The organism is Flavobacterium sp. B183 (assembly GCF_023539155.1).
GTDB lineage: Bacteria > Bacteroidota > Bacteroidia > Flavobacteriales > Flavobacteriaceae > Flavobacterium > Flavobacterium tructae.
Window position 1 is genome coordinate 1782648 of record NZ_CP097434.1, and the last position, 23913, is coordinate 1806560.

16 protein-coding genes and 2 tRNA genes are annotated in these 23913 nt (G+C 36.2%); 15 read left to right on the plus strand and 3 right to left on the minus strand.

Features of this window, described 5'->3' with window-relative positions; genetic code table 11:
• Nucleotides 1-28 precede the first annotated feature (28 nt).
• Nucleotides 29-3307 (minus strand): DUF2723 domain-containing protein, encoded by a 3279-nt coding sequence (locus M4I44_RS08015; protein WP_249966997.1) that lies wholly within the window; start codon nucleotides 3305-3307, stop codon nucleotides 29-31.
• A 245-nt stretch (nucleotides 3308-3552) separates the two neighbouring features.
• Between M4I44_RS08015 and M4I44_RS08020 the strand changes: the two genes are divergently transcribed.
• From M4I44_RS08020 to M4I44_RS08030, 3 genes are all read left to right on the plus strand, one after another.
• Nucleotides 3553-3623: transfer RNA gene (locus M4I44_RS08020), tRNA-Gln, on the plus strand.
• Nucleotides 3624-3873: 250 nt separating this feature from the next.
• Complete coding sequence (locus tag M4I44_RS08025; protein ID WP_017498143.1) at nucleotides 3874-4050, plus strand: hypothetical protein; 177 nt, start codon at nucleotides 3874-3876, stop codon at nucleotides 4048-4050.
• A gap of 519 nt (nucleotides 4051-4569) precedes the next feature.
• Nucleotides 4570-4640: transfer RNA gene (locus M4I44_RS08030), tRNA-Gln, on the plus strand.
• Nucleotides 4641-4688: 48 nt separating this feature from the next.
• Here the strand turns inward: M4I44_RS08030 and M4I44_RS08035 are convergent.
• A complete protein-coding gene (locus M4I44_RS08035) occupies nucleotides 4689-5513 on the minus strand; it encodes a universal stress protein (protein WP_249966998.1) in 825 nt (274 codons plus the stop codon).
• Nucleotides 5514-5690: 177 nt separating this feature from the next.
• Here M4I44_RS08035 and rimP point away from each other — a divergent pair, with 177 nt between their 5' ends.
• From rimP to M4I44_RS08055, 4 genes are all read left to right on the plus strand, one after another.
• Complete coding sequence (gene rimP / locus M4I44_RS08040; protein ID WP_017498146.1) at nucleotides 5691-6155, plus strand: ribosome assembly cofactor RimP; 465 nt, start codon at nucleotides 5691-5693, stop codon at nucleotides 6153-6155.
• A 13-nt stretch (nucleotides 6156-6168) separates the two neighbouring features.
• On the plus strand, nucleotides 6169-7422 hold the full coding sequence (gene nusA / locus M4I44_RS08045; RefSeq protein ID WP_017498147.1) for a transcription termination factor NusA: 1254 nt from the start codon (nucleotides 6169-6171) through the stop codon (nucleotides 7420-7422).
• Nucleotides 7423-7470: 48 nt separating this feature from the next.
• Nucleotides 7471-10350, plus strand: coding sequence for a translation initiation factor IF-2 (gene infB / locus M4I44_RS08050; RefSeq protein ID WP_017498148.1), 2880 nt, complete (start codon nucleotides 7471-7473; stop codon nucleotides 10348-10350).
• 155 nt (nucleotides 10351-10505) lie between these two features.
• Nucleotides 10506-11015: a DUF4920 domain-containing protein gene (locus M4I44_RS08055; RefSeq protein ID WP_249966999.1), complete on the plus strand. Its 510-nt coding sequence runs from the start codon at nucleotides 10506-10508 to the stop codon at nucleotides 11013-11015.
• Between the two features lie 714 nt (nucleotides 11016-11729).
• On the opposite strand, the gene M4I44_RS08060 is transcribed toward M4I44_RS08055, so the two are convergent.
• On the minus strand, nucleotides 11730-12119 hold the full coding sequence (locus M4I44_RS08060; RefSeq protein WP_026110154.1) for an SPOR domain-containing protein: 390 nt from the start codon (nucleotides 12117-12119) through the stop codon (nucleotides 11730-11732).
• Nucleotides 12120-12338: 219 nt separating this feature from the next.
• Here M4I44_RS08060 and M4I44_RS08065 point away from each other — a divergent pair, with 219 nt between their 5' ends.
• Genes M4I44_RS08065 through M4I44_RS08100 form a run of 8 tightly spaced genes read left to right on the plus strand, consistent with a single transcriptional unit; the run spans nucleotide 12339 to nucleotide 23871 of the window.
• Nucleotides 12339-13673, plus strand: coding sequence for a c-type cytochrome (locus M4I44_RS08065; protein ID WP_017498152.1), 1335 nt, complete (start codon nucleotides 12339-12341; stop codon nucleotides 13671-13673).
• 32 nt (nucleotides 13674-13705) lie between these two features.
• Entirely contained in the window at nucleotides 13706-16765 is a 3060-nt protein-coding gene (locus M4I44_RS08070) for a TAT-variant-translocated molybdopterin oxidoreductase (RefSeq protein WP_249967000.1), read from the plus strand.
• A 33-nt stretch (nucleotides 16766-16798) separates the two neighbouring features.
• The gene (nrfD, locus tag M4I44_RS08075; protein WP_017498154.1) at nucleotides 16799-18202 is read left to right on the plus strand and encodes an NrfD/PsrC family molybdoenzyme membrane anchor subunit; all 1404 of its coding nucleotides are present in this window, start codon (nucleotides 16799-16801) and stop codon (nucleotides 18200-18202) included.
• Complete coding sequence (locus tag M4I44_RS08080) at nucleotides 18195-18719, plus strand: DUF3341 domain-containing protein (RefSeq protein ID WP_017498155.1); 525 nt, start codon at nucleotides 18195-18197, stop codon at nucleotides 18717-18719. The genes nrfD and M4I44_RS08080 overlap by 8 nt, the downstream gene beginning before the upstream one ends.
• Nucleotides 18720-18727: 8 nt before the next feature.
• Nucleotides 18728-19273, plus strand: a complete 546-nt coding sequence (locus M4I44_RS08085) for a cytochrome c (RefSeq protein ID WP_026110155.1) — start codon at nucleotides 18728-18730, stop codon at nucleotides 19271-19273.
• 27 nt (nucleotides 19274-19300) lie between these two features.
• Nucleotides 19301-20821, plus strand: a complete 1521-nt coding sequence (locus M4I44_RS08090) for a hypothetical protein (protein ID WP_026110156.1) — start codon at nucleotides 19301-19303, stop codon at nucleotides 20819-20821.
• Between the two features lie 19 nt (nucleotides 20822-20840).
• The gene (locus M4I44_RS08095; protein WP_249967001.1) at nucleotides 20841-22037 is read left to right on the plus strand and encodes a cytochrome c oxidase subunit II; all 1197 of its coding nucleotides are present in this window, start codon (nucleotides 20841-20843) and stop codon (nucleotides 22035-22037) included.
• Nucleotides 22038-22068: 31 nt separating this feature from the next.
• Nucleotides 22069-23871 (plus strand): cbb3-type cytochrome c oxidase subunit I, encoded by a 1803-nt coding sequence (locus M4I44_RS08100; RefSeq protein ID WP_017498159.1) that lies wholly within the window; start codon nucleotides 22069-22071, stop codon nucleotides 23869-23871.
• Nucleotides 23872-23913: the final 42 nt, after the last annotated feature.

Genomic DNA, 23913 nt, shown 5'->3' on the forward strand with positions numbered 1-23913 from the left:
TTTTAATTGCTATGTTTTTCGTATCTTATTATTCTTTTTCTCTTCCAAAACGTTCGAAAACATTTACATAAGTATTAAACGTTACTTTGTGCTTTTCGTAGAAAGTAAGATCGTTGTTTTCTTTCATCACTTGTAATAGACTTCTGTAACGTTCGATGTCAGTAATGATGTCAATCGCTAAGTCAGTTTGATCACCAGGAGTCAGAGTGGCATAATAGTTTAGTTCTTCTTTGTATTTCTGTACCAGTTGGTTTAATAAATCATGCGCTTTGGCAGTTTCTCCCACTTTGTAATATCCTCCTGCAAAAGGTTCTACTAAAGAGTAATAACCAAATTTGTCTACCGGCATTTTTGTCATTGCCAGTTCGATCACTTTTTTGGCTTTATCTGTTTTGCCTTCGGCAATTAACTGATCCATTAAACGGGATAAATTCGTACGGTATGTGATACTGTTTCTTCTGGTTTCAGGATCGTGATAAATATTACCATTGCTATTGCCCCAGTCCCATTTCATTACAATATCGTACGATTTATCAGCATCCATTTGCCCCATATCCATAGGTCCTCCGTCTTTTGAAGGTACATTTTTAATAGGGACTAATTTGTAAACCATTCCGTCCAATTGCAAATAGTTTTTCAACCATAAGTAATCTTCATCGTCAAAAGCTCCTCCGCTAAAATAAATAGGTCTTTTCCAGTTATTGTTGGCTAGAATGTCAAGCATCATTAAGCGATTTTTGTATAAAGCACTTCCTTTGATGTCGATATCCATATAAGGAACAATAGAGTCGTTGTATTTTGGATTAACTACTTTATTTTTAATAATCACATTTTTGTCAATAGGAACTCTGATTTTGTTCGTAGGATAGAAATGGATCGTTTGTCCGTTTTGTAAGCCTACAGTTGATTTAGGATTTTTAATAAAATCAATAAAATCTTTAATGTTCCAGCGTGTTTCAATTTTAGGGATGTGAGCTACATAATCCAATTTGTCCCCCACATATTCATCATGGGTGAAGGATATTGGTAACGGATCAGATTCGTAAGCTTTCGCTTTCATTTGATCAATGTACCAATCGGTCATAAATAAGCTGGTGTTTACGATTTTAACATCGGTTCTGATGCCTTCAATTTCCTGAGCATACCAAAGCGGGAAGGTGTCATTGTCTCCAATGGTAAATAAAATAGCATCTTTATCGCACGAATTTAGGTATGCTTTTGCCATTGCCACTGCAGTATATCTTCCGGACCTGTCATGATCGTCCCAGTTTTGAGAAGCCATTAAAACAGGTGCGGCCAATAAACTTGCAGCAATAATAACCGGACCGGCAATTTTAGGAGCGATATATTTTTGGATGCTTTCGTAAAGTGAATAAACACCAAAACCAATCCAGATGGCAAACACATAAAATGATCCTACTAATGCATAATCTCTTTCACGAGGCTCAAAAGGTCTTTCGTTCAGGTATATTTTTAAAGCAATTCCGGTAAATAAGAATAGAGCTAATAGTACATAAAAACTTTTTAAGTCCTTGTTGGCATGGTACATTAATCCGATAAGTCCAAGAATAAATGGCAGGAAGTAATACACATTTCTTCCTTTATTGTTGGTAACATCAGAAGGTAAATTGTCTTGTGAGCCAAGGTGTAAAGAGTCAAGGGCCTTGATTCCGCTAATCCAGTTTCCGTCAATATTATCGTATTTTCCCTGAACATCACTCTGACGTCCAACGAAGTTCCACATTAAATATCTCCAGTACATATATCCGAATTGGTATTCAAACATGAAACTGAAATTGTCTACAGCAGATGGTTTTTCGATAATCAGGTAATCACCATAGCTTTTTAAGAATTTCACATAACCTTCGTTATCAATTTGTTTTTGCGCGTAAGCTTTTCTGAATTCTGAAATTGTTTTTTCAACTTCATTTCGCAATTGAGCTGTAGCTTTGTTGTATTCTTCTTCAGTTAACTGACTGGCGTCAATTCCGTATTTTCCTAAATCCTGCTCGTAGTCATAATTAGGGTTTATTCTGAAGTTAGGCGGAGTTGTAAAGTTGATATAGTTCTGAATGTGCCCCATTTCGGTACTCCACATTCTAGGAAGAATTGTTTTTTGGTTATCGTCAGAGTTTTGCTGAGCGTTTTTGAAATTATTGGTAATGATGTATTTACCTGTTTTGTAATCTCTTTCGTAGTTAGGTGCTTTGTCTGAATAAGGATTTTTTGCATCAAGACCTGCGAAATACTCCGTGTACTGAGGTCCGTAAAAAAGAGGATTTACTCCATATTGTTCACGATTGTAGTACGCCAGTACTTCCGCGGCATCCGAAGGTTTGTTTTCGTTGATTACGGTGTTGGCATTGGCACGTACAGGCAGCATGATCCAGGTAGAGAATCCAATAAATATAAAAAGAACACAAAGAATAATAGTGTTGTAAAAAATCAATCCTTTTTGTTTGGTATATTTTAATCCAAAATAGAAGAAGGCAATTAGAAGCAGTGTTACGAAAATCGTTCCCGAGTTAAATGGTAATCCAAAGCTGTTTACCATAAAAACTTCAGTATCAGCAAAGGCTTCCATTGTTAAAGGTAAAAGCAATTTGAAGATAAAGAGAAGAACACCAATTACAACAACATTGGCAATAAGAAAGTTTTTGATGGTAACTTTTTCGTAATGTTTAAAGTAGTACAGAAAACCAATAGAAGGAATGGTTAACAAAGCCATAAAGTGAACTCCAAACGATAGTCCGATAACAAGAGAAATGATCAATAACCATTTGTTTCCTTTTGGTTTGTCCATGTCCTGTTCCCAGCGTAAACCAAGCCAGAAAAGCAAGGCGATTAAAAGGGAGGCCATCGCGTAAACTTCTGCCTCAACAGCATTAAACCAAAAACTGTCTGAGAAAGTGTAGGTAAGAGCTCCAACAAAAGAACTTCCTAAAATAACAATTGAATTGTTTTGGTCGATTTCGGCAAAACGTGCTACAATTTTTTTCAAAATCATAGAAGAAGACCAAAACATAAATAGAATGGTAAAGGCGCTTGAAAAAACCGACATCATATTAACCATTACCGCTACATGTTGTGCATCTGTCGCAAACATCGCGAAAAAAGCCCCCATCATTTGAAATAAAGGAGCTCCGGGAGGGTGTCCTACTTCCAGTTTAGCGGCTGTAGCTATATATTCTCCACAGTCCCAAAAACTCATCGTAGGTTCAACAGTTAATGTATAAGTAATTAAAGCGATTGCAAATGCAAACCAACCAATAATAGTATTCCATTTATTGAAATTGAATTGTGCCATATTTAGGTGTTAAAATTTCGTATTTTTTATATCCTACAAAGAAAATGTTTTTTTGTTTAAAGAAACGAGCATTAACAAAAAAATCTATAAAAGTATTTGGTTGTATTAAGGTGTTGTTTGTGAAATACTTGTGGATTTGCTAGCGATTTTGAAGAGAAAAAAACAGTAAAAAATGATTTTTTTTGCTCAAAAAGTTTGCACAAACTAAATAAAGCTCTAAATTTGCACTCGCTTAACCGCACTGCTGGTCTATGGTGTAATGGTAACACAACTGTTTTTGGTGCAGTCTTTCTAGGTTCGAGTCCTAGTAGACCAACATAAGAAGCCTCTCAATCGAGAGGCTTTTTTTATGCGCTGATGTTTCGGTTAATATAAGATTTTGTTAGGGATTTAATAGATTTTAATTTTTTTTGTGTTGACGAGATAGTGGTTGGTTAAGTGTGTTTAGGTTTAAAAATAGAATATTTAGTACATACTGATTGTTGTTTGTAAGTTTTTTTGTGTATATTTGATGGTAGAATAAGTTTTTTGTTATAGCTAATTAATAATTCTAAAAAATTAAAATTATGAAAACTATTAAAGAAATGAATTTTACAGAGTTGGATTCTACTCAAATGAAACAAGTAAAAGGCGGAGGCCTTTTGAGTGATGCTTTAGCCTTGCTGAATGAGGGTAAGACAATATGGGAGGTAGCACGAATTCTAGGTGTAACTGTTCAGCAATTACTTGCCGTACTTGTCTAGTTTTGTGAAAAAAAAGAAACGTTGTTGAATTTTTAAGTTCAAAAATGTTTGAAAATAAAAAGAGGAAGTTTTGCGTTGTGAAACTTTCTCTTTTTTTTTTTTTTTTTTGTTTTTATGGTGTTTTAAAGTGGGTGTTTGTTGTTTTGTTAATAGTGTTTCAGGTGTTATATGTGCTTCTCAGAACAAGGAGTAATGTGGTTGAAGTTTCTGAAATTCCATTTGTGATTTTCTTGATTTTCGGTCTTTATGAATGGGTGTTGTTCAAATGCGGTATCTGCTGAGAAAAAAAAATACTGGAGTGTGTAAAAAAAAAATCAAAAAATTTGTGCTTCGTTTTTTTTGGAATTAATAACTGGTTTTGTGAGGTTTGTGTGGTGTTTTAGGGTTGGGAAAACGGTTTGAGGGTAGGAAGGCTGGGGGGTTACGATTTATTAATTCTGAAATATTGATATTTTTGTTGAGAAAAAGTTTGTGTAAACTAAAAAAAGGTTTAAATTTGCACTCGCTTAACAGCACTGCTGGTCTATGGTGTAATGGTAACACAACTGTTTTTGGTGCAGTCTTTCTAGGTTCGAGTCCTAGTAGACCAACGTAAAAAGCCTCTCAATCGAGAGGCTTTTTTTATGCGTTTATTTTTTTTAAATTTTAAAAGTAAGTACCGGTCTGATGGCATGATTTACAAGTCCTTCGCTGATACTGCCGTTGAAAAAATGAGCAAAGCCAGTTCTTCCGTGTGTACACATTCCTATAATATCGGCATTGATGCTGTTGGAGAAGTTGATGATTCCTTTTTCGATGTTGGTGTCATTGTAAATATGAGCAGAGTAATGGGTCAGGTTAAATTCGGTTACAAAGGCATCTATTGTTTTTTGTAATTCATGAGTTGGTTTGAAGCTGTTAGGGGTGCAGATGGTGACCAGGTGTATTTTTGAGTCAAAAGCCTTCGTGAATTTCAGGAATTTTTTGAAGGGTTCTTTGGCTTCTTCTGAGAAGTCTGAGGCGAAAACAATAGTAGAGGCATTGAAATTTGTAGTGTCTTTTTTGATTACTAAAACTGGGATTTCAGAATTTCGAACTACTTTTTCGGTATTTGACCCTATTAATAGTTCTTCTATGCCGGATGATCCGTGTGATCCCATTACGATTAAATCGATTTCATATTCTTTACTTACCTGAGTAATGCCATGAATGGGTTTGTCTATTTTTACAATTTCCGTAATCGGAATTCCGTCCAGATAAGGTCTTGATGAAACCTGATCCAGCATTTCGTTGGCTTTTTTCATGAAAAGCATTGTCTCGGGGATGCTTGCGCCTCCTAGAACAGCATCGTTCATTTGGCTGGGTAATTCGAGCATGTGTAAAATGATTATCTCAGAATTGTTTTTCTTTGCAATTTGAGAGGCGACTTTTAAAGCGTCCTCTGCATGTTCGGAGAAATCGGTAGGTACTAGGATTCGTTTCATGGTGTTTTAGGGCTTGAATAGTTAAAAAATCGATCGTTTTGATGCTATTATAAAGATAAGAAATATTTTTAGGTTAATCTATTTATTTTGATTTATAAAAAAAACACTATATTTGCACCGTTATTTATTAAAATCTAAATAATGAGGGGACTAAGTGTCCCCTCTTTTTATAAAATTATGACATTTAAAGAAAAAGTAAACGGATTAATTACAGAAGCTCTTCTGGAGAAGCCATCGATCTTTTTGATTGATCTGGCTGTGTCAGACTCTTTTAAGATTAGTGTTGGTTTAGATGGTGATAATGGAGTGGCGCTGCAGGATTGTATTGACATTAGTCGTGCAATCGAGAATAATCTGGATCGTGAAGAGCAGGATTTTTCGCTTGAAGTAGCATCTGTTGGAGTAGGGTCGCCTTTGAAAATGACAAGACAATACATTAAAAATATTGGTAGAACGTTGATTGTTACTACAAATACTGAAAAAATTGAGGCAGAATTGGTGGAAGCTAACGATGTTTTTATAATTTTGTCTTGGAAAGCAAGAGAACCGAAAAAAGTAGGAAAAGGAAAAGAAACAGTTCAAAAAGAGCAACAAATACCTTATACAGAAATTAAAGAGGCAATTGTTACAGTAACATTTTAATTAAAGAATTCGCATGGAAAATTTAGCATTAATCGATTCATTCTCAGAGTTTAAAGATAATAAACTTATTGATCGTGTAACGCTTATGGCAATTTTAGAGGACGTGTTTAGAAATGCATTAAAGAAAAAATACGGTTCTGATGATAACTTTGACATCATTATAAATCCTGATAAAGGAGATATGGAGATCTGGAGAAGAAGAGTAATTGTTGCTGATGAAGATCTGGATTTTGAAAACGAAGAGATTACTTTGACAGAAGCAAGAATGATTGAAGCTGACTTTGAAATCGGTGAAGAGGTTTCTGAAGAGGTAAAATTGATTGATTTAGGAAGAAGAGCTATTTTAGCTTTGCGTCAAAACTTAATATCTAAAATTCACGAACACGATAATACAAATCTTTACAAGCAATTTAAAGATATTATCGGTGATATTTATACTGCCGAAGTGCACCACGTACGTCCAAGAGTTGTAATTTTGGTCGATGATGAAGGAAATGAAATTGTACTTCCAAAAGAAAAACAAATTCCGTCTGACTTTTTCCGTAAAGGAGATAATGTACGTGGAATTATTGAAAGCGTTGAATTAAAAGGAAACAAACCTCAAATCATTATGTCCAGAACTTCTGAGAAGTTTTTGGAGAAATTGTTTGAACAGGAAATTCCTGAGGTATTCGACGGTTTGATTACAGTTAAAAATGTAGTGCGTATTCCTGGAGAAAAAGCAAAAGTAGCGGTAGATTCTTATGATGATAGAATTGATCCAGTTGGAGCTTGTGTAGGGATGAAAGGATCTCGTATTCACGGAATCGTTCGTGAGTTAGGAAACGAGAATATCGATGTAATTAATTATACAAACAATATTCAATTGTTTATTACAAGAGCTTTAAGCCCTGCAAAAGTTTCGTCTATTAAAATCGACGAAGAAAACAAAAGAGCTGAAGTTTTCTTGAAATTAGAAGAAGTTTCTAAAGCAATTGGTAGAGGAGGTCACAATATTAAATTAGCAGGTCAGTTAACAGGTTACGAATTAGATGTTATTCGTGAAGGAGATGTTGCAGGAGCAACGGCAGATGAGGATGATGTTGAATTAACAGAATTCTCAGATGAAATCGAGGGCTGGGTAATTGAAGAATTTGCTAAAATTGGTTTGGATACAGCAAAAAGTATTCTGAAGCAAGAAGTAGAAGATTTAGTAAGAAGAACAGATTTAGAAGAGGAAACTATTCTTGATGTTATGAAAATACTAAAAGAGGAGTTTGACAGTTAGTTGTCTGCTCTAACAACACAACGAAAAAGGTAATAATAAAAAGGTTATATGTCTGAAGAGAGAGTAATAAGAATAAACAAGGTTTTAAGGGAATTAAATATTTCGTTAGAAAGAGCTGTTGATTATCTAAAAGATAAGGGTATTGCTATTGATGCAAATCCAAATGCGAAAATTTCTGATAGCGAATTTAATATCCTACAAAGCCAATTTGCGGGCGATAAGGGGAATAAGGAAGCTTCTAAAGAGGTAGGAGAAGAGAAAAGAAAAGAGAAAGAAGCATTACGTGTTGAACGTGAGAAAGAAATTGAGGACAAACGCAGACAAGACGAAGAGCGCCAAAAACAACAGGAGGTTATAAAAGCGAGAGCAGTTGTAACAGGGCCTGTTCAAGTAGGTAAAATTGATTTAAACCCGAAGAAACCTGCAATTGTTTCTACTACTACTGAGGAACCGGCTAAAACCGAAGAGCCAAAAGCAGTTGTTACTCCAACTCAACCAGAAAAACCTGTTCAAAAAGAAATTGTACAGCCAGAGCCGGTAGTTGCTCCTGTAGTTTCTGAAGAGAAAAAGGTAGAAAAACCTATTATTACAGAGAAGAAAGAAGTAAAAGTAGAGTCTCCAAAAGTAGCGCAGGAACCGGTTGTTTCAACTGATCCTAACACTGCTGAGGAAATAATTACTACACAATATCAAAAATTATCTGGAACTACTCTTACCGGGCAGACAATTGACTTGTCTCAATTCAATAAGCCTAAGAAAAAGAAAGAAGATCCAAAGATAACTCCTAATAAACCAGGAGCTCCGGGAGCCGGAAATAACGCTAATAAAAATAAGCGTAAAAGAATCGCTCCTAAACCGGGAACTCCGGGGGCGCCAAAACCTGCAACAGGTAATGCGCCGGGAACTCCAAACCCTAATAAAATTACACCAAATACTGGTGGAGGAGGTTTTAATGCGAACAGAAGTGCGAGACCAGGTTTTGTTAAAGGAAACCGTCCTGCAATTGTAGCAAAAGTGGAGCCGACTGAAGAGGAAGTAAAAAACCAAATTAGAGAGACTCTTGAAAAACTTCAGGGTAAAGGTGGAAAATCTAAAGCGGCTAAATACAGAAGAGATAAAAGAGAAACGCACCGTCAGAAATCAGATGATGAGCAAAGAGCGCTTGACGAAGGAAGTAAAACAATTAAAGTTACAGAGTTCGTTACGGTAGGTGAAATTGCAATCATGATGGATGTGCCGATTACAAAAGTAATTGGAACGTGTATGTCACTTGGTATCATGGTTACCATGAACCAACGTCTGGATGCTGAAACTCTAACAATTGTAGCGGATGAGTTTGGTTACGAAGTAGAGTTTATCACGGTTGATATCGAAGAAGCTATTGAGGTAGTTGAAGATAAAGAAGAAGACTTAGTGGTGAGAGCGCCAATTGTTACAGTAATGGGTCACGTCGATCACGGTAAAACCTCTTTATTGGATTATATCCGTAAAGAAAATGTTATTGCCGGAGAGTCTGGAGGTATTACACAGCACATTGGAGCTTACGGAGTAACTTTAGATAACGGTCAGAAAATAGCATTCTTAGATACTCCGGGTCACGAGGCGTTTACCGCGATGCGTGCACGTGGAGCTCAGGTTACCGATATTGCTATCATTGTAATTGCGGCGGATGATGATATCATGCCACAAACCAAAGAGGCGATCTCTCACGCACAAGCTGCGGGTGTTCCAATTATTTTTGCAATCAATAAAGTGGATAAGCCAAATGCTAATCCGGATAAGATTAAAGAAAGACTGGCAGGTATGAATTTACTTGTTGAAGATTGGGGTGGAAAAATTCAATCGCACGATATCTCTGCTAAAACAGGATTAGGAGTGAAAGAATTGTTAGAGAAAGTTTTATTGGAAGCTGAAATCTTAGATTTAAAATCAAATCCAAATAAAGCAGCACAGGGAACTGTTGTTGAGGCGTTCTTAGATAAAGGAAAAGGATATGTTTCTACTATTTTAGTTCAACACGGAACTTTAAAAATTGGAGATTATATGTTGGCAGGTAAGCATCATGGTAAAATTAAAGCCATGCATGATGAACGCGGACATATTGTTAAAGAAGCAGGGCCTTCAACTCCGGTATCTGTTTTAGGTCTTGACGGAGCTGCAACTGCCGGTGATAAGTTTAACGTTTTTGAAGACGAAAAAGAAGCGAAACAAATTGCATCTAAACGTTCTCAATTAATGCGTGAACAATCAGTACGTACACAGCGTCATATTACATTGGATGAGATTGGACGTCGTATCGCTCTTGGTCAGTTTAAAGAATTGAACGTAATCCTTAAGGGAGACGTTGATGGATCTGTTGAAGCATTATCAGATTCATTCTCTAAATTGTCTACAGAAGAAATTCAAATTAATATCATTCATAAAGGTGTTGGAGCAATTACTGAAACTGACGTTATGTTGGCTTCTGCATCTGATGCGATCATTATCGGATTTAATGTTCGTCCTGCAGGAAATGCGAGACAGCTTGCTGATAAAGAAGAAATCGATATCCGTTACTATTCTATTATCTATGCTGCAATCGATGACTTAAAAGATGCAATGGAAGGAATGTTAGCTCCTGAGATGAAAGAAGAAATTTTAGGAACTGCTGAAATTCGTGAGATTTTCAAAATTTCTAAAGTAGGTTCAATCGCTGGTTGTATGGTGATGGACGGTAAGATTATGAGATCTTCTAAAATTAGAGTGATCAGAGATGGAGTAGTGGTGCACACAGGTGAACTTGTGGCATTGAAACGTTTCAAAGATGATGTTAAAGAAGTTACTAAAGGGTACGATTGTGGTATTCAGATCAAAGGTTACAATGATATCGAAGAAAGAGATGTTATTGAGGCTTACCACGAAGTAGCAATCAAAAAGAAATTGAAATAATAGTCAATATTGATATTCAAAAGTCCCAACGAGAGTTGGGACTTTTTTTGTGAGAATATATAAACGAAGTTTATGGTGTTTAAAAAAATGAGGTGTGATTAATATTTTCGTTTATTTCAATTTTAATGCTATTTTTGATTAAAAAATATTTAATTATGAGAAAATTTATATATGCAATCGTTCTTTGTGCGAGTTTTTCTTCAGTGTCTTTTTCACAGGAAGCAGTTGAAAAGAGTGCTCCTCCGGCAGGAAATGCTGTAGTGGGAGATCATTACGGTGCCGATGTTTCGAAAATTTCAGAAAGCAAAGCGATCACGGTTGAGAAGTTGAAAAGCGACTTAAAAACGACTAATAAGGCTGAAAATATATCGGTGAAAGGAATCGTGACCGATGTTTGTCCGAAGAAAGGATGTTGGGTTACTGTTAAAACTGAAGATGGGTCTTCCTTCTTTGTGAAAATGAAGGACTATGCTTTTTTTGTGCCAACAGCATTAAAAGGTAAGAATGTTGTTTTGGAAGGTACGGCCGAGAAGAAAATCACCTCTGTCGATGAGTTGAAACATTATGCTAAAGATGCTAAAAAATCAAAAGCTGAAATTGATGCGATCAACAAGCCGAAAGAAGAAATTCGATTTATGGCAGATGGAATTAAGGTGGTGAATTAAATGCATTTTTGATTTACTGCTCAATATTTATGTTTTAGAGTCCTGGCTTTTGCCGGGACTTTTTTGTTGGAGTAAAAAAGAGTTTGTTTTGTTTGGGTGATTGGAAGAAGAGGGTGTTTGTGGAAGTAGAGAGTCGGACTGAATAGGGGTAAGGTTGTTTGTTGTTTGAAAGAATAAGTTGCTTAATAATTGTTTCAGGTCTGGGGATGTTTTTTTGAGTCCGAGTAATATTTTGTTTCAGTTTGTAAAATGAAACAAGGGTATAGGGGGGGTAAATTGCGAAATATGGATAATTGATGGAAGGTTATTTGTGTGATGAGGGTGTGTTAAATCGTTTAATGTTGTTGACTCGTCTGTTTGTATCGGTATCTCGAGTTTTTAGATTTGATTTGGAATATACAAGAAAGTGTTAAAGTGGAATGATTGGATTTGCTTTCTGAGAGCTTTAAGTGATGGAAAATTATCTTTTCCGCATGGGGTGAAATCATTTGAATTCGTCATGAGTATGCATATTGATGTTGTTGAGAGTCTTGTCTGTATGGTGTGATCTTAGGTGTTGGCTGGCGACTGGTGTAGGGTTGTTTGAGTAAGGTTTGGAGAGAAAGATAAGAGGATGTGGAAGGTTGTGTTTTAGGATCAGAATAAGTTATGAAAAAAAGGGCAGCTTCGTTTTGAAGCTGCCCTTTTTTTGATTGTTCTATTTTAATGAAGAGTTTACTTTCCTGGCTTTAATAGAAAAACATTTTTGTGTCTCTTTTTGATGTCTGCCAGGTTTCTTTCCGCCTCTATTCTGGTCTTGAAATTTCCAACAATTACCTTGTAGTTTGGAGTGTTGAAAATTATGGTTCCATCGATGTTGCTGTATTCTCTTTTGAAATCCGATAACGTTTTCTTTGCTTCTTCGCTTTTGCCGCTGAAGATTTGAATTTTATAGGTATCGTTTGTACTTATTGATGTGTTAATTTTGCGTTTGTCATTCAATAATTGCTCAAATTTTGGATCTTGATTTAGTGTTAAATTTTGATCCTGAGCTTGAATGTTGTAAGCTAAAGTGATCATTGTTAGCGTGAAGAAAACTCTTTTGGATGGGGTTAAAATTCTCATAATGTGGTGGTTTTTGAACAAAAATAGTATTTAAAATTTGTATGCGAAAATTTGATATTATTTAGAATTGATATAAATTGATATTTAAGACTATTTTAAGGTTTTGAGAATAACACATAAGTCGTATTTTTGTGCAAGTTTTAAAAGAAGGTATTAGTTTTTTGTTGATTTACTACAGAAAAAATCATACCAAAAATTAGTAGATAATTATTATACTATATGAAAAAGGTGGGTAACCATAATTCGATCTCAAGAAAATTGCTGCTTAGCTTATCGCTAACGCTGCTTTTCTCCCTAACTTCATTTGCTCAAGATCCAGCTGCTCCTGCGGCGACTGAAGCTGCTGCCGCTCCGGCTGCAACTGCTGGTGGTGATCCGGTAAAAGGGAAAGAACTTTTTAATGCAAATTGCGCTGCATGTCACAAATTAGATGCCAAATCAACGGGTCCTGCTTTAAGGGGAGTTGCTGGAAAGCATGATATTGCTTGGATCTACAAATGGGTTCACAACAGTTCTGACATGATTAAGTCAGGTGATCCTGTAGCAGTAAAACTTTTTGAAGAAAACAACAAGTCAGTAATGACTTCTTTTCCTCAATTATCAACAGGAGATATTGATAATATTATCGCGTATACTTCTGAAGTAAAAGCTGAGCCAGCTGTTGCTGCTGGTGGGGCTGCAACTCCTCCGGGAACTAATGTTGACGGTGGTGGTATTTCAAACAATATTATTTTAGGTGCACTTGCACTTGTAATGGCTATATTGGTTGTGATGTTGTTCATGGTGAACAAAGTATTGACTAAAGTAGCTAGTAATAACGGAATTGTAGTTGCTCCTAAAGAAGCTACGACTCCTATCTGGAAAGCGTTCGCTAGAAACCAGTTCTTGGTATTAGTTACTGCAATATTCTTGCTATTGGCAAGTGGATATTTTGTGTACGGATACTTAATGCAAGTTGGTGTGGATCAAAATTATGAGCCAATTCAGCCAATTCATTATTCTCATAAAATTCACGCTGGTGATAACGAAATCAATTGTAAATATTGTCACTCTGCTGCTCGTGTAAGTAAGACTGCTGGTATTCCATCTTTGAATGTTTGTATGAACTGTCATAAAAACATCTCTGAAGTTGCTGAAACTACTGCTACTCCTGAGTACAGCAAAGCATTTTACGACGCTCAGATCCAAAAATTATATGATGCAGTTGGTTGGGATAAGGCAAAACAAGCTTATACCGGAAAAACGCAGCCAGTAAAATGGGTTCGTATTCACAACTTACCTGATTTTGTTTACTTCAACCACTCTCAACACGTTACTGTTGGAGGTATCGAATGTCAAACTTGTCACGGTCCTGTGGAAGAATTTGAAATCATGAAGCAATACTCTAAATTAACAATGGGATGGTGTGTTGATTGCCATAGAAAAACTGATGTTAAGATGGAAGGAAATGCCTACTATGATAAAATTCATGCTGAACTTTCTAAAAAATACGGTGTAGAGAAATTAACTGCAGCGCAAATGGGAGGTTTAGAATGCGGTAAATGCCACTATTAATCGAATTATTAAGATTTTAATATTTATATACAATGTCATCAAACAAAAAATACTGGAAAAGTGTTGAAGAACTAGAAAATAGTTCTATTGTTGAGGCGCTTAGAAATAACGAGTTTGTTGAAGAGATTCCTACAGATGAATTCTTAGGGAATGCAGATGCTTTAGCTTCATCTGGAACTTCACGTCGTGACTTTTTAAAGTACGTAGGATTTAGTACTGCGGCAGTTACACTTGCTGCATGTGAAGGTCCTGTGCACAAGTCTATCCCTTATGTTTTACAACCAGAGCAAATCATTCCTGGTGTTGCAGATTATTATGCAACTACTGTATTTGATGGTTTTGATTTTGCTAATCTTTTGGTAAAAACTCGTGAGGGTCGTCCAATTAAAATTGAAAACAATGCAATCGCTGGTGCTAAATTTGCAGCCAATGCGAGAATTCACGCATCTATCTTAGGATTGTATGATAGCGCTCGTTTAAAAGAGCCAAAAGTAGATGGTAAACAAACTTCTTGGTCAGCTGTTGATTTAAAAATTAAATCAAGTTTAGCTGAAGCAAAAGCTAAAAACCAACAGGTTGTATTATTAACAAATACACTTGCAAGTCCATCTACTGAAAAATTAATCGCTGAATTTATTGCTAAAAATCCAAATGCTAAGCATGTTGTTTATGATGCAGTTTCTTCATCTGAGGCTTTAGATGCTTTTCAGGCTGTTTACGGTCAAAGAGCTTTAGTTGATTACGATTTTTCAAAATCTAATTTAATTGTATCTGTTGGTGCTGATTTCTTAGGAGACTGGCAAGGTGGTGGGTACGATAGTGGATATGCAAAAGGACGTATTCCGCAAAACGGAAAAATGTCCCGTCATTTCCAATTCGAATCAAATATGACATTATCCGGAGCTGCTGCTGATAAGCGTGTTCCAATGACTAGTGCTGTACAAAAACAGGCTTTAGTTCAAATATATAACATTATTGCAGGTGCTTCTGTTCCTGTTACTTTAGATGCTGCTTATAAAGCTGAAGTAGTGAAAGCTGCTCAGCAATTAAAAGCTGCCGGATCTAAAGGGGTTCTGGTTTCCGGAATCGAAGATAAAAACGCTCAGTTATTAGTTTTAGCTATCAACCAAATTTTGGCGAGTGAAGCTTATACTACTGCAGGAGCAAGACAAATTAGAAAAGGATCTAATGCTGTTGTTTCTCAATTAATTAAAGATCTGAATGCTGGAAGTGTTCATACTTTAATTATGAGTGGAGTTAATCCTGCTTACACTTTAGCTGATTCTGCTGCTTTTGTTTCAGGATTGAAAAAAGTTAAAACATCTGTTGCTTTTTCATTAAAAGAAGATGAAACTGCTTCAATTGTTACTGTTGCTGCTCCGGCTCCTCATTATTTAGAGTCTTGGGGAGATGTAGAAATAACAAGCGGAACTTATAGCTTAACGCAACCAACGATTCGCCCTATTTTTAATACCAAACAATTTCAGGATGTTTTATTGTCATTAAATGGTGCCGGAGGTACTTTTTATGATTATTTAAAAGCTAATTCTTCAGCATTTACTGCAGGATCTTCTTGGAACAAAGTATTACATGATGGTGTTGCAGTGGTTGGATCTGCTGCATTATCTGGAGGTGCTGTTGATGCAGCTACTGCTGCAAATGCACTTGCAAAATCTAAAGCTGCTGGTGATTTCGAATTAGTATTATATACTAAAACCGGATTAGGAGATGGACAACATGCTAATAACCCTTGGTTACAAGAGTTCCCGGATCCAATTACCAGAGTTTCATGGGATAACTATGTTACTGTTTCTAATGCTGATGCTAAAAAATTAGGATTGTCAAATGAAATCGTTGCTAACGGTGGTTTGAACGGAAGTTATGCTACTATTACTACTGCTGACGGGGCTAAATTAGAAAATGTACCGGTAATTGTTCAGCCAGGACAAGCTGTTGGTACAGTTGGTTTAGCAGTTGGTTACGGTCGTAAGGCAGCGTTAAAAGAAGAAATGCAGGTAGGTTTAAATGCTTACGCTTTATATAAAAATTTCAATAGTGTTCAGTCTGTTTCTATTGCGAAAGCAAATGGAGAGCATGAGTTTGCTTGTGTTCAGGGACAAAAAACATTAATGGGTAGAGGAGATATCATTAAAGAAACTACCCTTGATGTATTTAACAAAGAAAATGCTGAACATTGGAATCCACAGCCAATGGTATCTTTAGATCACCAGGAAGTTAAAGCTACAACAGTAGATTTATGGGAATCATTTGATCGTTCTACAGGACATCACTTTAACCTTTCTATCGACTTAAATGCTTGTACAGGATGTGGAGCTTGTGTTATTGCTTGTCATGCTGAGAACAACGTTCCTGTTGTTGGTAAAGCAGAGGTAAGAAGAAGCCGTGATATGCACTGGTTACGTATCGACAGATACTATTCTTCTGAAAGCACTTTTGAAGGTGATAACGAAAGAAAAGAAGGAATTGCAGGTTTATCAAGTTCATTATCTACATTTAATGAAATGGAAAAACCAGGAGACAATCCACAGGTTGCATTCCAACCAGTAATGTGTCAACACTGTAACCACGCTCCTTGTGAAACAGTTTGTCCGGTTGCAGCAACATCTCACGGTCGTCAAGGTCAAAACCACATGGCATACAACAGATGTGTTGGTACTCGTTACTGTGCAAACAACTGTCCATACAAAGTACGTCGTTTCAACTGGTTCTTGTACAACAAAAACAGTGAATTCGACTATCACATGAATGATGATTTAGGTCGTATGGTATTAAACCCAGACGTAAACGTTCGTTCTCGTGGAGTTATGGAAAAATGTTCATTCTGTATTCAAAGTACACAAGCTGTTATTCTTCAGGCAAAACGTGAAGGAAGAGTTGTGGCGAAAGATGAATTCAACAATGCTTGCGCTTGTTCTGCAGCTTGTTCTTCTGGAGCTATGGTGTTTGGAGATGTAAATGATAAAGAAAGCGAAGTTGCTAAGTTAGCAGAAAGCGAAAGAATGTATCATTTATTAGAGCATGTTGGTACAAAACCGAACGTTTTCTATCATGTAAAAGTTAGAAATACTTAGTAAAATTATTAATTAGAAACAATATAAAGGATTATGTCGTCTCACTACGAAGCACCCATTAGAAAACCTTTAGTTATAGGTGATAAATCTTATCACGATGTAACAGTAGATGTAGCTGCACCTGTTGAGGGGCCTGCAAACAAACAATGGTGGATTGTATTTTCAATCGCATTAATAGCCTTCCTTTGGGGATTAGGTTGTATAATTTACACTGTATCTACAGGTATCGGAACATGGGGATTAAATAAAACAGTTGGTTGGGCTTGGGATATCACGAACTTCGTTTGGTGGGTTGGTATTGGTCACGCCGGAACATTAATTTCTGCGGTATTATTACTTTTCCGTCAACGTTGGAGAATGGCTATTAACCGTTCTGCTGAAGCGATGACTATCTTCTCAGTAGTTCAGGCAGGTTTATTTCCAATTATTCACATGGGTCGTCCATGGTTGGCTTACTGGGTTTTACCTATTCCAAATCAATTTGGATCTTTATGGGTAAACTTTAACTCGCCATTACTTTGGGACGTATTTGCAATTTCAACGTATCTTTCGGTATCATTAGTTTTCTGGTGGACTGGTTTATTGCCTGACTTTGCAATGCTACGTGATAGAGCAATAACACCTTTCAATAAAAGAGTATATTCTATCCTAAGTTTTGGATGGAGCGGTAGAGCAAAAGACTGGCAGCGTTTTGAAGAAGTATCTTTAGTACTTGCAGGTTTAGCTACTCCACTTGTACTTTCTGTACACACCATTGTATCGATGGACTTTGCTACTTCTGTAATACCAGGATGGCATACCACGATTTTCCCTCCTTACTTCGTTGCAGGAGCGGTATTCTCAGGATTTGCAATGGTTAACACCTTGTTGATCGTTATGAGAAAAGTTTCTAACCTTGAAGCTTACATTACACTACAACATATCGAGTTGATGAACATCATTATCATGATCACGGGTTCTATCGTAGGTGTTGCTTACATCACGGAGTTATTCGTAGCTTGGTATTCAGGTGTAGAGTATGAGCAATATGCGTTCTTAAACAGAGCTACCGGACCTTACTGGTGGGCATATTGGTCGATGATGACTTGTAACGTTTTCTCTCCACAGTTCATGTGGTTCAAAAAACTAAGAACAAGTATCATGTTCTCCTTCATTATTTCGATTGTAGTAAACATCGGAATGTGGTTTGAAAGATTCGTAATTATTGTTACTTCTTTACATAGAGATTACCTTCCATCTTCTTGGACAATGTTCTCACCAACATTCGTTGATATTGGAATTTTCATCGGAACAATTGGTTTCTTCTTCGTATTGTTTTTATTATACTCCAGAACATTCCCTGTAATTGCTCAGGCGGAGGTGAAAACAATTTTGAAAGGAACAGGAGATAATTATATTAGAGAAAGAGCAGCAAATAAAGATTCACACCATGAGTAATAAAGTAATATACGCCATTTATAATGACGATGATATTTTGATGGATGCAGTAAAGAAAACCAGAGCTGCTCATCATCATATTGAAGAGGTTTTTACTCCATTCCCAGTTCACGGATTGGATAAAGCTATGGGCTTAGCACCAACAAGATTAGCAATTTGTGCATTTTTATACGGATGTGTTGGTATTTCTGTTGCAACATTCATGATGAGTTATATCATGATTCATGACTGGCCTCAGGATATTGGTGGAAAACCAAGTTTTAGTTTCATTCAGAATATGCCTTCTTTTGTGCCAATTATGTTTGAGATGACTGTATTTTTTGCTGCCCACTTAATGGTGATCACTTTTTACATGAGAAGTAGATTGTGGCCATTCAAACAAGCTGAAAATCCTGATGTAAGAACAACAGACGACCATTTTTTAATGGAAGTTGCTGTAAATGATAACGAAGCAGAATTAGTTTCTTTTTTCGAAGGAACAGGAGCTGTTGAAGTTAAAGTAATCGAAAAGAATTAATTGTAGCTATGAAAAGGATATATAAAATAACACTTTTAGTTGGTATAACTATTTTAGTTTCATCTTGCCACAATAATTCGGCACCAAACTATCAGTATTTCCCAAATATGTATGAATCTGTTGCTTACGAGCCATATACAGAAGCAAAAATATTTAAAGGAGGAAAAGAAGGACAGCTTCCTGTAGAAGGAACTATCAATAGAGGTTTTGAACCTTATGAGTATGAGAATTCAACTGCTGGTTATGAATTAGCGAAAGCAAATTTAAAATCACCTTTGACTGAAGCTGAAAAAAGTTCTGAAAAAGGAAAAGAACTTTTCGAAATTTACTGTATCAGCTGCCATGGTGCAACTGGAAACGGTAAAGGTAAATTGGTTGAAAGAGAAAAATTTCTTGGAGTACCTAGCTATAAAGACAGAGTTATCACTGAAGGAAGTATCTTTCACGTTGAGACTTATGGTTTAAATGCAATGGGTTCACATGCAAATCAATTAAGTGCCCACGAACGTTGGTTAGTTGCTGACTATGTTCTAAAACTAAAAAGCCAATTATAATTGTTGAACAAACTGATCGTAATAGATATGTATACATTTTCAAGTAAATTAAAAACTTTTTCTATCGTCCTAATGGTTCTTGGCCTATTAGGGATTGGGTATGGTTTTTTAAATGCACCTAAAGATATTCAAGAAGTTGAAAAAATACTAGCTGCAGATGCTCATGGTTCTCATGGAGCTGCACATGGTGAAGCTGCAGAGGCTTCTCATGAAACTGCAGGTCATGAAGCTACAGAAGCTTCACATGAAGGTGCTGCACATGCAGAAGCTCCGGCAGCTTCTCATGATACAGCAGAAGCTTCACATGATTCACTTAAAGGTGCAGCGCACGCAGAAACTCCAGCAGTTTCTCATGAAGCTGCAAAAGTTTCACATGATTCACACGAAGGTGGTGAGCATGCGAAAGTTGATGCCGCAGGTGAACATGAAAAACATTTAGAACACGTATTACACCAATTGCAAAACAAGCCTTGGTCAGCATTATATGTTGCCTCTATTTTCTTCTTGTTGCTTTCTATGGGAGTATTAGCTTTTTATGCTATTCAACAAGTGGCTCAGGCAGGATGGTCTCCGGTTTTATTCAGAGTAATGCAGGGAATCACAGCTTACTTACCAGCTGGTTCTGTAATATTCTTTATTATTCTGGTACTTTGCGGATTGCATTTTAATCACATATTTGTATGGTTAGGAGAAGGAGTTACAGATCCAAAACATGCAAACTACGATGCAATCATTGCTGGAAAATCAGGTTATTTAAACTTTCCTTTCTGGATCGTTAGAGCAGCAATCTTTTTATTAGGATGGAACATTTACCGTCACTATTCCAGAAAAAATTGTTTAGCTCAAGACGAAGCTAATGATGATCTTTACTACAAAAAGAACTTCAAAATCTCTGCGGGATTCTTAGTATTCTTTATTGTTTCTGAGTCTATCATGGCGTGGGATTGGATTATGTCATTTGACCCACACTGGTTTAGTACTTTATTTGCATGGTATGTTTTTGCTTCTTTCTTTGTAAGCGGTATTACTACAATAGCATTGGTTACTATTTACTTAAAATCTAAAGGATATTTAGAATATGTAAATACAAGTCACATTCACGATTTAGCTAAATTTATGTTTGGTATCAGTGTATTCTGGACATACTTATGGTTCTCACAATTCATGTTGATCTGGTACGCAAACATTCCGGAAGAGGTTACTTATTTCGTAACTAGAATTCAATTATACAACTTGCCATTTTTTGGAGCTGTAGTTATGAACTTTTTGTTCCCATTATTAATATTGATCAATACAGACTTCAAACGTCTTAACTGGGTTATTGTAATGGCTGGTGTAGTGATCTTGTTAGGACACTATGTTGATTTCTTTAATATGATTATGCCTGCTACAGTTGGAGATAAATGGTTTATTGGAGTTTCTGAAATTGCATCTATTCTTTTCTTCTTAGGTTTATTTATTTTTGTTGTATTTACTGCATTAACTAAAGCTCCTTTGTTAGCAAAAAGAAATCCTTTCATTGAAGAAAGTAAACATTTTCATTATTAATATTTAAAGAAGTAAACAGATGACAAGTTTGTTGGTAATTATAGTTTTAGTTTTATTAGCAGTTGCATTGTGGCAATTGACCAAGATATTCGATCTTACGCAAGTGGGATCCTCTTCTTCGGACGATTCGCAAGTGGCATCCGATAATGATAATAATGTTCAGGGGTATATCATGTTTGGCTTCTTAGCTTTCATTTATATCTTTACGATTTACGGTTTATTGAAATGGGGTAATTTAGCACTTCATACACCGGCTTCAGAGCACGGGCTTTTAGTAGATAACTTAATGAACATTACATGGGTATTAATATTCACAGTTCAGGTTATTACACAAGGATTATTATACTGGTTCTCTTTTAAAAACAGAGGACATAAAGATAAAAAAGCTTTATTCTTTGCTGATAGTAATAAATTAGAAGCAATTTGGAGTATTATTCCATCTGTAGTTTTAGCTTGTTTAATTCTTTACGGATTGTACGCTTGGAACAACATTATGTTTGTTGATAAAGACGAAGACGTAATAGAAATTGAATTATACGCTCAACAATTTAAATGGACGGCAAGATATGCTGGTCAGGACAATGTTTTAGGAAAAGCAAACGTTCGTTTAATTGAAGGTGTAAATACTTTAGGAGTAGACATGTCTGATCCTAATGCTCAGGATGATATCGTAGTTAGTGAATTGCATATTCCAAAAGGTAAAAAAGTACATTTCAAAATGCGTTCTCAAGACGTATTACACTCAGCTTACATGCCTCACTTTAGAGCACAGATGAACTGCGTTCCTGGAATGGTTACTGAATTTGCTTTTATTCCAACTTACACAACTTCTGAATACAGAGAGTTACCGTTTATGGTGGAGAAAGTTGCACACATCAACAAACTTAGAGCTGAAAAAAGCGTTGAGTTAGTGGCTAAAGGTGGAACAGCTTTAGATCCTTATACATTTGACTATTTATTATTATGTAATAAAATTTGTGGAGCTTCTCACTACAACATGCAAATGAAAGTAGTTGTTGATACTCCGGAAGATTATAAAAAATGGTTAAGCGAAAAAACTACATTAGCTCAGGATATTAAAGCTGCCGCTGCTGCAGATGCTGAAAAGAAGGCTGGTGAAGAAGCAAAAGCAAGCACAGATAGTACTGCTAAAGACACTGTGAAAGCAGTTATCGATACAGTTAAGGCAGTTGTAGCTAAAGTGGCTATGAGATAATATTTATTAAGAAAATTTAAAGTACACATATATGTCAGCAGAAGCGCACGGTCACGATCACGGACACGATCACGAGCACGAACATCATCATAAAGACACGTTCATTACTAAATATATCTTTAGTATTGATCACAAAATGATTGCTAAGCAATACTTACTTACAGGTATTGTAATGGGAGTAATTGGTATTGCAATGTCGTTGCTTTTCAGAATGCAATTGGCTTGGCCAGAAGAGTCTTTTAAAATTTTTAATGTTTTATTAGGAGATAAATTTGCACCTGATGGTGTAATGGCAAATGATATTTATCTGGCTTTGGTTACCATTCACGGTACCATCATGGTATTCTTTGTACTGACGGCCGGTTTGAGCGGAACCTTTAGTAACTTATTGATTCCACTTCAAATTGGAGCGCGAGATATGGCTTCCGGATTTATGAATATGATTTCATACTGGTTGTTCTTCTTATCTGCTGTAGTAATGTTATGTTCCTTATTTGTTGAAGCTGGACCAGCATCTGCAGGTTGGACAATTTACCCACCATTAAGTGCTTTACCACAAGCAATCCCAGGTTCTGGAACAGGTATGACTTTATGGTTAGTTTCAATGGCTATCTTTATTGCATCTTCTTTAATGGGATCTTTGAACTACATTGTAACGGTTATCAACCTTAGAACAAAAGGAATGTCTATGACAAGACTTCCATTGACAATCTGGACATTTTTCGTAACAGCTATCATTGGTGTTATTTCGTTCCCTGTATTATTGTCAGCTGCTTTATTATTGATCTTTGACAGAAGTTTTGGTACTTCATTCTTCTTATCTGATATCTATATTGCCGGAGAGGTTTTACACTACCAAGGTGGTTCTCCTGTATTGTTCGAACACTTATTCTGGTTTTTAGGACACCCTGAGGTTTACATCGTAATTTTACCAGCGATGGGTCTTGTTTCTGAAATTATGGCTACAAACTCTCGTAAACCAATCTTTGGTTACAGAGCGATGATTATGTCAGTTCTTGCAATTGCATTCTTATCTACAATTGTTTGGGGTCACCATATGTTTATTTCAGGTATGAATCCTTTCTTAGGATCTGTATTTACTTTCACAACTTTATTGATTGCAATTCCATCTGCTGTAAAAGCGTTCAACTGGATCACAACTTTATGGAAAGGTAACTTACAATTCAACCCTGCAATGTTATTCTCTATCGGAATGGTTTCTACTTTCATCACTGGAGGTTTAACAGGAATCATTTTAGGAGACAGTACTTTAGATATTAACGTTCACGATACTTACTTCGTAATTGCTCACTTTCACTTAGTAATGGGTATCTCTGCACTTTACGGAATGTTTGCTGGTATTTACCACTGGTTCCCTAAAATGTACGGTAGAATGTTAAATAAAAACTTAGGTTACATTCACTTTTGGGTAACGGCAGTTTGTGCTTATGGAGTATTCTTCCCAATGCACTTTATCGGATTAGCTGGTTTACCAAGACGTTATTATACAAACACAAACTTCCCATTATTTGATGATTTACAAAATGTGAATGTTTTAATTACAACATTCGCTCTTGTAGGAGGTGCGTTCCAATTAGTATTCTTATACAACTTCTTCGTTAGTATTTTCTACGGTAAGAAAGCGGTTCAGAATCCATGGAAATCAACAACATTAGAGTGGACTACTCCTGTAGAACATATCCACGGTAACTGGCCAGGTGAAATTCCTCACGTATACCGTTGGCCGTATGACTACAGTAACCCGAATCACGATGTAGATTTTGTACCGCAAAATGTACCGATGAAAGAAGGTGAAGAAGTTTTACACCACTAAAAATACTTTAAAAGACTGTCTGTAAAGACAGTCTTTTTTGTT

Bases quoted from the DNA above. Each gene is read 5' to 3' on its own strand.
- M4I44_RS08015 (WP_249966997.1), bottom strand. From the start codon at position 3,307: ATGGCACAATTCAATTTCAATAAATGGAATACTATTATTGGTTGGTTT.
- M4I44_RS08025 (WP_017498143.1), top strand. From the start codon at position 3,874: ATGAAAACTATTAAAGAAATGAATTTTACAGAGTTGGATTCTACTCAA.
- M4I44_RS08035 (WP_249966998.1), bottom strand. From the start codon at position 5,513: ATGAAACGAATCCTAGTACCTACCGATTTCTCCGAACATGCAGAGGAC.
- rimP (WP_017498146.1), top strand. From the start codon at position 5,691: ATGACATTTAAAGAAAAAGTAAACGGATTAATTACAGAAGCTCTTCTG.
- nusA (WP_017498147.1), top strand. From the start codon at position 6,169: ATGGAAAATTTAGCATTAATCGATTCATTCTCAGAGTTTAAAGATAAT.
- infB (WP_017498148.1), top strand. From the start codon at position 7,471: ATGTCTGAAGAGAGAGTAATAAGAATAAACAAGGTTTTAAGGGAATTA.
- M4I44_RS08055 (WP_249966999.1), top strand. From the start codon at position 10,506: ATGAGAAAATTTATATATGCAATCGTTCTTTGTGCGAGTTTTTCTTCA.
- M4I44_RS08060 (WP_026110154.1), bottom strand. From the start codon at position 12,119: ATGAGAATTTTAACCCCATCCAAAAGAGTTTTCTTCACGCTAACAATG.
- M4I44_RS08065 (WP_017498152.1), top strand. From the start codon at position 12,339: ATGAAAAAGGTGGGTAACCATAATTCGATCTCAAGAAAATTGCTGCTT.
- M4I44_RS08070 (WP_249967000.1), top strand. From the start codon at position 13,706: ATGTCATCAAACAAAAAATACTGGAAAAGTGTTGAAGAACTAGAAAAT.
- nrfD (WP_017498154.1), top strand. From the start codon at position 16,799: ATGTCGTCTCACTACGAAGCACCCATTAGAAAACCTTTAGTTATAGGT.
- M4I44_RS08080 (WP_017498155.1), top strand. From the start codon at position 18,195: ATGAGTAATAAAGTAATATACGCCATTTATAATGACGATGATATTTTG.
- M4I44_RS08085 (WP_026110155.1), top strand. From the start codon at position 18,728: ATGAAAAGGATATATAAAATAACACTTTTAGTTGGTATAACTATTTTA.
- M4I44_RS08090 (WP_026110156.1), top strand. From the start codon at position 19,301: ATGTATACATTTTCAAGTAAATTAAAAACTTTTTCTATCGTCCTAATG.
- M4I44_RS08095 (WP_249967001.1), top strand. From the start codon at position 20,841: ATGACAAGTTTGTTGGTAATTATAGTTTTAGTTTTATTAGCAGTTGCA.
- M4I44_RS08100 (WP_017498159.1), top strand. From the start codon at position 22,069: ATGTCAGCAGAAGCGCACGGTCACGATCACGGACACGATCACGAGCAC.